At 59.3% G+C, this 9923-nt stretch carries 10 protein-coding genes; 4 read left to right on the forward strand and 6 right to left on the reverse strand.

Features of this window, described 5'->3' with window-relative positions; genetic code table 11:
• The first annotated feature begins 431 nt into the window (after positions 1-431).
• A complete protein-coding gene (locus WBQ77_RS00860; protein ID WP_424044956.1) occupies positions 432-1211 on the forward strand; it encodes an ABC transporter ATP-binding protein in 780 nt (259 codons plus the stop codon).
• On the forward strand, positions 1208-2023 hold the full coding sequence (locus WBQ77_RS00865) for an ABC transporter permease (protein WP_424044958.1): 816 nt from the start codon (positions 1208-1210) through the stop codon (positions 2021-2023). Before WBQ77_RS00860 ends, WBQ77_RS00865 begins: the two co-directional genes overlap by 4 nt.
• 8 nt (positions 2024-2031) lie before the next feature.
• Here WBQ77_RS00865 and WBQ77_RS00870 read toward each other — a convergent pair whose 3' ends face one another.
• The 5 genes from WBQ77_RS00870 to WBQ77_RS00890 all read right to left on the reverse strand — a co-directional run bounded on the left by WBQ77_RS00870 (position 2032) and on the right by WBQ77_RS00890 (position 7096).
• Positions 2032-2784, reverse strand: coding sequence for an ABC transporter ATP-binding protein (locus WBQ77_RS00870; protein WP_424044959.1), 753 nt, complete (start codon positions 2782-2784; stop codon positions 2032-2034).
• Entirely contained in the window at positions 2744-3463 is a 720-nt protein-coding gene (locus WBQ77_RS00875) for an ABC transporter permease (RefSeq protein WP_424044961.1), read from the reverse strand. The genes WBQ77_RS00870 and WBQ77_RS00875 overlap by 41 nt, the downstream gene beginning before the upstream one ends.
• Positions 3464-3543: 80 nt before the next feature.
• Positions 3544-4533, reverse strand: a complete 990-nt coding sequence (locus tag WBQ77_RS00880) for an ABC transporter substrate-binding protein (RefSeq protein ID WP_424058493.1) — start codon at positions 4531-4533, stop codon at positions 3544-3546.
• A 284-nt stretch (positions 4534-4817) separates the two neighbouring features.
• Entirely contained in the window at positions 4818-5504 is a 687-nt protein-coding gene (locus WBQ77_RS00885) for a response regulator transcription factor (protein ID WP_424058495.1), read from the reverse strand.
• Entirely contained in the window at positions 5501-7096 is a 1596-nt protein-coding gene (locus WBQ77_RS00890; protein ID WP_424042180.1) for an ATP-binding protein, read from the reverse strand. Before WBQ77_RS00890 ends, WBQ77_RS00885 begins: the two co-directional genes overlap by 4 nt.
• A 318-nt stretch (positions 7097-7414) precedes the next feature.
• Here WBQ77_RS00890 and WBQ77_RS00895 point away from each other — a divergent pair, with 318 nt between their 5' ends.
• Both WBQ77_RS00895 and WBQ77_RS00900 read left to right on the forward strand, forming a co-directional pair.
• The gene (locus WBQ77_RS00895; protein ID WP_424042181.1) at positions 7415-8230 is read left to right on the forward strand and encodes a hypothetical protein; all 816 of its coding nucleotides are present in this window, start codon (positions 7415-7417) and stop codon (positions 8228-8230) included.
• Positions 8231-8232: 2 nt separating this feature from the next.
• Positions 8233-9069 (forward strand): hypothetical protein, encoded by an 837-nt coding sequence (locus tag WBQ77_RS00900; protein WP_424058497.1) that lies wholly within the window; start codon positions 8233-8235, stop codon positions 9067-9069.
• An 18-nt stretch (positions 9070-9087) separates the two neighbouring features.
• Here WBQ77_RS00900 and WBQ77_RS00905 read toward each other — a convergent pair.
• Positions 9088-9923 (reverse strand): energy transducer TonB family protein (locus tag WBQ77_RS00905; RefSeq protein WP_424058499.1); only part of this gene is annotated, 836 nt, incomplete at its 5' end.

The raw sequence follows: 9923 nt of genomic DNA on the forward strand, positions 1-9923 counted from the left end.
GAAATCGACGCCGCTGCGATGCATGTTTACGCTCGCTGGCAAAACATGGGTGTGACGGAACTGGATATCCAGGATCTGAACACCCTTGAGAGGCGCACGCAGGGCTTCGACGATAACAACCTGTTCCAGCTTGGTGGGATCATCTTCTTCTAGGCCATTGGCCCAGACGACGAAAATCAGGAAGCCGCCCTTCGGGGCGGCTTCTTTTTTGCCTAAACACCTCTTGCCCGCCAAACCCCCAAAGCTACAACCAAATCCCCAAGGACTTGACCGCTGAGGGGCGAAGAGGCCCGGCCGGGGGGTCCTTCAAGGTTTTGTGCGGGGCCGGGCGCTTGTGAAAGCGGAGGCCAAAGGCTATTCCTCAGGTGAGGAAACGAACAATTCGCGAGGCCCGAACAGGGACCGCAAGAGTTCCAAAGGGACGGACGACGATGGACGATTCATCAACCGGCGCCGCCGGAACGTCGCAGCCGGTACTATCGGTTCAGAATGTATCCTATTGGTATGGCACCAAGCAGGCGCTCGACGATGTGAGCTTCGACGTCTATCCCGGACGAGTGACGGCGCTTCTTGGGCCTAACGGTGCCGGCAAGACAACGCTCTTTTCGCTCATTACCCGGTTGTTCGATGCACCGTACGGGCGCATTGAAATCGATGGCCGTGCGGCGAGCGACTGGGGCTTCAAGGTATTGGGACCCTTGGGGGTCGTGTTCCAGCAACCGACTCTCGATCTCGACCTGTCGGTGAAGCAGAACCTCCGCTATTTCGCGGCTCTCCGCGGTTTGGATCGGCACGAGGCCGATAAGCGGATGGACAAGGCACTGACCTCACTTGATATGCATGAACGCATCGGGGAGAAGGTCCGCGCGTTGAACGGTGGCCATCGGCGCCGTGTGGAGATTGCGCGTGCCTTGCTGCACAGCCCGAAGCTACTTCTGCTCGACGAGCCGACGATCGGCCTGGACGATCCCACACGCGAGGCAATCGTGCGTCACATCCACGATCTTGCGGTCGACGACAATATCGGTGTGTTGTGGGCCACACATCTGTTCGACGAAGTCGAGAGCAAGGACGATCTCGTGGTCATCGACAAGGGACGCGTAGTGGCGCGCGGTGATGTTGCGGCGATCGAAAAAGAGACGGGGTCCGACAGTTTGGCGGAGGCCTTCCGGCGTCTCACGGGGCACGGGGTGGGGGAAGTCGCCGCATGACGTTTTTGCATTATTTCCGAGCCTTTCGCGGGATTGTGTGGCGCGAGCTATTGCGATTTCTGCAACAGCGGGAGCGGTTTCTCGCGGCACTCGTCCGGCCTCTGATTTGGCTGATCATTTTCGCGGCCGGATTCAGGGCCGCGCTCGGGATTTCGATTATCCCGCCTTACGAGACCTACATTACTTACGACGTGTATATCACGCCCGGCCTGCTGGCGATGATCCAGCTCTTTAACGGCATGCAGAGTTCGCTGTCGATGGTGTACGACCGTGAAATGGGCTCAATGCGGGTCCTGTTGACGACGCCGTTGCCGCGCTGGTTCCTGCTCATCTCGCGCCTCTTCGCCGGGGTCCTGGTTTCGCTGTTCCAGGTTTACACGTTCCTGGCCGTGGCCTGGCTGTGCGGCGTGGAGTTGCCACCTTGGGGTTATGTGACCGCACTGCCCGCGCTGATCCTCACCGGCATGATGTTCGGCGCGCTCGGCATGTTGCTGTCCTCGACGATCAAGCAGCTTGAGAATTTCGCTGGGATCATGAACTTCGTGATCTTCCCGATGTTCTTTGCCTCCTCGGCGCTCTACCCCTTGTGGAAGATGCGCGAGGGTAGCTGGATCCTCTACGAGATCTGCTTTTACAACCCCTTCACCTGGGCGGTGGAGCTGATCCGGTTCGCGTTCTATCAGAAGATGAACTGGGAGGCGTTCGCCGTCGTGGCCGGCTGTACGGTCGTCTTTCTGGCCTTATCCGTGTGGGCTTACGATCCATCCCGCGGCATTCAGCAGCGCAAGGCGATGGGGCCGGCCGGAGGCTAGACCCTTCCTTACATACCGGCAAAATTTTCCGGAAAGCGACGCGCAAGATCAGTATGGAGCGCCTCGATCATCGCCGGATCGCGTTCGGCTTGTGGCATATTAATCGTTTCGACTGAGAGGACATGCGTGGGGCGTGGGGCCATCACCACGAGCTGATCGGCAAGCTGTAGCGCCTCTCTCGGGTTGTGCGTGACCATCACGGCCGTCGTAGGCCGTGCCGACCAAACCTCGAGCAACAGGCGGCGAAGCCGGTCGGCGGTCCGCTCGTCAAGTGAGACAAAGGGCTCGTCCAGGAGGAGCAAATCCGGTTCGGTCGAGAAGGCACGGGCTAGGGCCGCGCGGCGCGCCAGACCTAACGACAGTTCCTGGGGATAGCGCGGCAGCATGTCGGCGACGCCGACGGCCTCGGCAAGAGTCTGGAGATCCGTCTCGGTAAAACCAGGCGCCGCGACCAACTCGATGTTCTGCCGGACCGTCCGCCAGGGCAGCAGACGCGGGTCCTGAAACATGAAGCCCAGCCGCGCATGGGGCGGCATATCGATTTCGCCCGTGTAGTCGTCGTCGAGCCCGGCGACCGTACGAAGCAGCGTGGTCTTGCCACAGCCCGATGGCCCCATCAGCACGGTCATGCTTTCAGGTTTCAGGTCGAGCGACAGGTCGCGGATCGCCGTCAGATGCGAGCCGTCAGCCCCGACATGGGTCTTTTCCTCGATGCGAATCCTAAACTGGCTTGTTGCGCCAGCGTGTTGAGTATCTTTCAAGAGGCTGCACCAATAGATATTCGATCGCGAGCATGACCGCCACGAAGGCAAGCGTATAGCCGAGAATGGCCGTCACGTTGAAAAGCTGAAAATTCAAATGAAGTTCGAAGCCCACACCGTTCGGGCGGCCGAGCAACTCGACCACGAGAACGATTTTCCAAATTAGAGAGAGCCCTGTGCGGGAAGCCGTCGCGAAATAGGGCTGAAGCTGCGGCAGGGTGACGTTCCTGAACCTGCTCCAAGGCGACAGGCGGTAGGCCCGCGCCATTTCGTCGAGCCCGGGATCGAGCGCCCTCGCGCCCTCGCGCACTGTCACGATGACATTGGGGATTTTATTCAGCGCAACGGCGCCGATCGCGGCCGCCTCGTTTAGGCCAAACCAGACATAGGCCAAAATAATAATCACGAGCGCGGGCAGGTTGAGCAGCACGATCAGCCAGGGATCGAGCACGCGGTTTACGGCTGGCAACTGTCCCATAAGCAGGCCGATGACGCTGCCGATGACCATAGCCACGAAGAAGGCTGCGGTGACGCGCCAAAGCGTGATGCCAAGCTGGAAGATGAGGTTGCCGTGCAGCGACTCCTCGATCACATAGTCGACGACCTCAACGGGTCCCGGCAGGAGCCGGCTTTGGGCAAAATGGGCCGCAAGAAACCACACCAGCACAAAGATAACCACGGATACAATGGATACCCATGGGCCGCGCCAGTACCAGGCGGCTTGTTGGCGGGGTGTTCCCAGCCGTGCTTCCGCCGTAGTCACTGCGCGGACCCATGCCAAAAGGTTCCGGGTGCGAGTTCTGTGCCCGCTCCCACCAGCTTGGTCCCTCCCAGCTCGCGTAGGAACTGGTACAGAATTTTCGCGTCGGCCTCTTCCGAGGTGAGTTGGCGCTCGGGAATCCCCTCACGGAAACGGCGCCGCAGCGCCTCGAACGTCGCCTCGTCGAAGGATGGATCGTTCGCACTCATCACCGGCTTCAGACGGTCCCATTCCGCGTCGGAGGTCGCCAGCAGTTCGTTTGCTCTGGTCGCGGCGCGGACGAAGCCATCGATCGCCAGCGGATTTTGTTTCGCCCAATCGGCGTTGAAGACATAGCCGAGCATAGCGACTTCACCTTTGGCGCCAAGCTCCCGAACAACATCTTCAAGGCCAATAAGCTGAGTGAAACCGACGGCCTCCAAGCGGGCGGCGTAAGGCCAGAAGTTCAGGACGGCGTCGATCTGGCCTCGCTTTGCCCGTGCGGCCAGAAGCGGTGGCGCGCCAAATTCCTGGGTGGTTTCGGTCCGAAGATCGATATTCGCCGTGCGCAGCGCGTAAGCGACGATTAGGAGCCAGCTCTTGTCGAGCGGTCCGCCCGCGACGCCGAGCGTTTTACCCTTCAGATCGGCCAGCGTCTTGATGGGTGAATCCGGCGGAACCATGATCGCGCCCAGCGCCGTGGAGAAGGGAACAAAGCTGAAATCGGCTCCACTTGAGCGTTCCCTTGAGACCCAGAGCCAGTCCGTCACCACCAGGTCCAGCGATCCGCCCTGAAGGCCGACAGCGGTTGCCTGCGTGCTGGCCAGGGGGACGATGTCGAGAGTGATCCCTTCGGCCTTGTCGAAACCATTGGCTTGGATTGTATCCATGACCCAGCTCACCGTGCCGAACTTTAGGACGCCGATCTCGATCGACCTCGCGTCGTCCGCGTGGGCGGGAATGCAGCTCGCCAAGGCGATGCACAAAAAGGCTAGCAGGCGTGTGCGCAACGGGGCTCCTCCAAGTGTCATTCTGTTCCAGGTTCTTGAGATTAGTCCAGGCGTTGCGCATCTAAGGAAACAGTCGCAGACAGGTGCGCAAGGCCGTAGCCTGCTGGTAAGGCCTGAAATCGTTATGGCACGTCGTCGGCGAGTGGCGAGGCATAATCTACAAGATGCGCCACGCTTCGCAAGGTTCCATTGGGATACTGCCAATAGTGCCTGCGATAATACCACTTTTCCTGAATTTATTGCCACATGCGGCCCCGGGCGGAGTCCTATAGGCTCCGGTTGCATCAGGCCGCCGCCGCCGCTTTCAAGCGGTAGCCGTGGCCGCGCACCGTCTCGATCAGCGGGTCCCGCCCCTTGGTATCGATCTTGCGCCGCAGGCGGGCGATATAGACGTCCACGACATTGGTGAGCGGGTCCTCGCTATACCCCCAAACCTGATTGAGGATGCGGGTCCGCGAAAAGACCCGGCCCGGCGAACTCATTAGCAGTTCCAGGATCGCAAGTTCCTTCGCGGTGAGTTTGATCGACTCGCCCCCGCGCGTCACTTCCAGCAACTCTCGGTCGAGCTTAAGGTCGCCCACCGTCAGGACGTTCGAACGCTGAGTGAAGTTATGCGAGCGCCGCACCAGCGCCTCGATCCGGACCAGCAGTTCGTCAAAGTCGAACGGTTTGGTCAGGTAGTCGTCAGCGCCGATCTTGATGCCCTTGATCTTGTCCTCAATGGCGTCCATGGCGGTCAGCATCAGGATCGGCGTATGCTGACCGTCTTGGCGCAGGCGCTGGCATACGTCATAGCCATGCATATCTGGGAGCATGAGATCGAGTATGATCACGTCGAAATCGCCGGTTTTCGCGAGATCGATTCCGTCGCCGCCATTCTGCGCCACCGTGACCCCGTGGTTCTCCGCGCGCAAGCCACGGTCGATGAAGTCGGCGACGCGAGGCTCATCTTCTACCAAGAGCACGTTCACGCTCGGCTCCCCTCCGCTTGTTCCGGCAAGCTTACCAGAACGGTCGTTCCTTCCCCGACCTTACTTTCTAACTCAATTTTCCCGCCATGGGCTTCTACGATTGCTTTGGCGACGGGGAGGCCGAGGCCCAAGCCTTCATCGTTGACCTCGGCTGCGTTGCCCGCTCGCCGGAAACGCTCGAAAACGCTTTCCAAATCCTCCTGAGGAATTCCGACCCCCGTATCGGCGATCCGGATCGTGACGGTCCCGTTTTGGCGCGATAGGCCGACCACGACCTTTCCGCCGGCGTGGGAGTAGCGGACGGCATTGTCGAGGAGAATGAGGAGGAGCTGCCGCAGGCGTGCCGGATCGGCGTCGATCGTCTCGTGCGGGGTCTCGTCCGCAAACGCGACGCCGACGTCCTTGTTCATGGCCATGATCTTGGCGTCACCCACGACACTTCCGACAAGTTGGGTGACGTCCACTGGGCGGATCTTGAGCTTCGCCGCATCCGCGCCTTGCCGGGCGATGAAGAGGAGATCGCCCACCAATACGGACAGGTGCTTGGCCTGTTCCACGACGCGCTCGATGGAGTGCTTGTACTCCGCGACGCGTTTGTTGCGGCCGCGCAGCGCGATCTCGCCTTCGCCGCGAATGACGGTTAAGGGGGTCCGCAATTCATGGCTGATATCGGCGAAGAAGGCGCGCCGGGTTTCGTCGATTTTCCGCAAGGACTCGTTTGCCTGGCGCAGTTCCTCGGTCCTTTCCTCCACGATGGATTCCAGATTGTCGCGCGCGTCCTGGAGCGCCTTTTGGTGGTCCTGAAGGTCCCCGGCCATATTGTTGAAGCTGCGGCCAAGCTCCGCAAACTCGTCTTTGCCGGAGACGCTGATGCGGTAGGACAGATCGCCCTCCGCAAGCTTCCGCGTCCCGTGCAGGAGCGCGGCCAGCGGGGCGCGTAGGCCCTGGATCAACACGATCGCAAGGCCGAGCGTGATAAATAGCGCAAGGGCGGCATGGATGGTGCTAATGCGCTCCAACCGGGTCAGGAGCTTCGTTGCGGCGGCATCGATCCGCAGCACTTCGGCCGTTTCGTCGGCGACGGCAACTTCAATGAGTTCGTTGAGTTTGCGATCGAGTCCGCCCCTGAGGAGCTCGACCAAATTTTGCCAGGCGATGTCGGGGCGTCCACGGCTTCTGAGCTGGTCCACCTTCGCCAGCTGGTCCAGCGCAATCTGGTACTCTTTCCGGATCGCCGCCAGCCGGTGGACTTCGGCCAGTTCGGCTCTGCGCTCTTCGGGGTCCACAATGGCATGTTCCCGGCGCGACAGCTCCTCGAGGGCCGACATGTCCGATTCAATGACTTTTTTTAGGTAGGCCTCGCCCAGGGGCCGGTCGGACAGTCCGGTGAGGAGCGTATCGGTCCAGGCCTTGAAGAGCTGTTGGCTATGCCGCGAAAGCTGGAGCTGCCGCTCCAGCTGCTCGTGTGCAATTCGAGAGCGGATTAAATAGCGATGTGATTCTGCCACACCCCAATAGGAAAATGCCGCCGCCGACAGTGACATGGCAAGCAACAGACAAGCGGCGATCAAAAGCTTCGTACGGTATAGCATGGGATGCAAAACGCTCCTCAGCAGCCGCGGCGAGACACGTCCGGGCACAGTTTTTTTGAGCCGCGGTCCGTTCCCCGGCTGAACGAAGCGGTAGACTATCTATACTGCATTTTCACACGATAGACGGGCGTTCCCACGGCTGGGGGTTCCGACCGTTCCTCGGCTTGCGTCAGGAGATGCGATCCAGTGTTTTCTCGAGCGCACCTCAAATCTGCTGTACTAACTATGTACGAGAGTTTGCAAAATACCTTATAGTCCCAAGATACTTGGCAAAAAGGGCGGACAAACCGCTTGAGCCATTGTGCAGGGAGCAAAGTGTTGTCTTGGGTCGGACGCGGTGCGGTTGCCGTCCGTGATTTACAGTACGTTGTCGCGGTCTTAGGAGGCGTGGTCCCCGCCATCATGGCGCTAACCGCGACCGGTGCGCTTGCCGAATTTGAAATCCCTGAGGTCGATGCAGAAAAAGGAGCCTTCGAGGCTGAGTATCGTGGTGCCTCTCATTGGGAACTTCCGCCGCGTGACGACGAAGATGAGAGCGAGCTGCTGCGCCAAAGTCATGAGCTTGAGCTTCAGTACGGCGTGACCGACTGGTGGATGCTCCGTCTGACGCCCAACTTCGAGGAGCCAGACGGCGGATCCATCCAATTTACCTCCTTAGGCGTCGAGACGCAGTTTGTGCTCGTCCCGCGCCATGGAGACGAATTCGGTCTCGCGCTTATGATGGGTTACGGCCCTTACTCTCAGTCACTCAACCAAGACGCCCCCGACGAATTTGAGCTCGGCCCGGTTGTGGAAATTGCTTCTGGGCCGTGGCTGGTCAGCCTCAATCCACGGCTTGCGACGGATGTCGGGGAATCTGCGGAACGTGACGGTTGGGGGTTCGAGTATGCTGCGCAGCTTAGGTATCAGTTCGCGCCGCGCTTAGGCGCTGCGGTGCTGGGTTTCGGCGAGATCGAGGAACTTGCTCACTCAGGTCCGTTCGACTCGCAGATCCACGTTCTTGGACCAAGCCTTTATGTGTTTTCCGACCCGGAGGACGAGAGGGAATGGCTTCTTGGCGCCGGGATGCTGTTCGGCCTGACAGATGCGTCGGCCAATACAGCTGTGCGTATAACTCTCGCGGTTGAGTATTGACCATGTTGCGCGCCACGTTCCTCATCGTCGTCGTATTGGTCGTCGCGGGTTCCATGAGGCCAGCACTTGCGGAATTCGAAATCCAAGAATCCACGATCGATCCCGGTGAGACTCAGCTTCAATATCGCGGCGCATGGCACCGCGGATTGCCGGCCAGCGGGGCGATCGAAGGCGTCGACCTATCAACCGATCCTGGAGACGCCCCGCTTAAGCAAAGCCAAGACTTTGAAATTCAATATAGCCCGACGACTTTTTGGTTGGTGGCACTCACGCATGTGTTTGATGAGCCAGCCGGCGAGTACTTCAGGCTCAACTCCATTGAGTTTGAGTCACAATTCGAACTGATCACACGTGAAGGTGACGGGCTCGGATTGGCTGTGCAGGGTGGGACAGAGCAACCTGTATTCCAGGTGCGCGAGGAGGCGGATCCCGAAGTCGCCATCGGGCCGATCGTCGAGCTATCCAAGTGGAACTATACGCTTGTGCTAAATCCACTTTTCTTCAAAGAGATTGGTGATAAGAACGAACAGGAGGGCTTTGGTTTTGACTATGGCTGGCAATGGCGTAAAGAGCTGTTCGGTGAGCGCCTATGGCTCGCGGTCGAAATGTTCGGCGAGATTGAGGACATGGCGAATGCCGGGCCCTTCGATCTGCAGCAGCACAGCATCGGGCCAGCTTTCTACTATACGTTCGGCAAGGAAGACGATTTCGACGACGAGCTCTACGAAGTCGACAGGAAGAGTAAGGAACTGACCGTGAGCGCTGGCCTGCAGTTCGGCCTTACCAAAGCAACGTCCGATGTCGCGCTGAAGATATTTATTGGGTATGAATTCGACTGAGTGGACGAATGCAATTGGTCATCGGACCTTAAACCGAAACGGTACCGAAACCGAGATCGTCTCCTGTCCAACCTCCGATGGAATTGATGGAAAAGGAGCGGCGTTTGCAATTGAGGCCAGCGCGGCATTGTCGAGCTTTTTCGACCCTGAACTCTTGACGATTTCATTCGAAACAAGTTTGCCGTTGGAATTGACGGTTAGGCGGACGACCGCAGTGCCAACGCGTTTGGTGCGCGGGTTGACCTTCGATCCTTCCAGATGCGTCCGAAGCTTGCCGAGATAGGCTCTGTGCGCAGTGGCGTCGCCGCCCCTCAGTTCTTCACCCGAGCTTGCGCGCATGGTAATCACGGTCTGTTGCGCGACTGCCGCAATCTGCTGTGGCAGTGGTTGCTCTTTCAAGTCTAACTCGGGTTCTTTGACCGGTTCTTGAATCGGCGCAACAATTTCCTGCTCTTCGACCTCGGGCTCGGGTTCATTCAGCAACTCTTCAGGAGGTTGAACGAGCTCACTCTCAGGGCCTGTCTCAGAAGCAAGCACCATGTCCTGGACTGGCTGAACCTCAGGAACGTCTTCGACGGGCAGTTCTTGCTGATCTTCGATCGCTTCCACCTGTTCCAAGGGCTGAGCCACCGAACTCATCATTGGCGGGGCTTCCACGGCCTCGACCGAAACAACGTCCTCACCGAGCTTGGCAATGCCCTCAATGGCTACACCCTGCTCGACGACCATAATGTCGCTCCCGGTGCCTTCCTCCAACGCAGCCCCGTCGGCGACGGGCACGAATAGTGCGAGCACAAGGAGGCCGTGAACCGCGATCGAGACTAACCATGCAACGACACTGAGCGCCATAAGGG

The sequence above is a fragment of the Methyloceanibacter sp. genome, from assembly GCF_049590335.1.
GTDB lineage: Bacteria > Pseudomonadota > Alphaproteobacteria > Rhizobiales > Methyloligellaceae > Methyloceanibacter.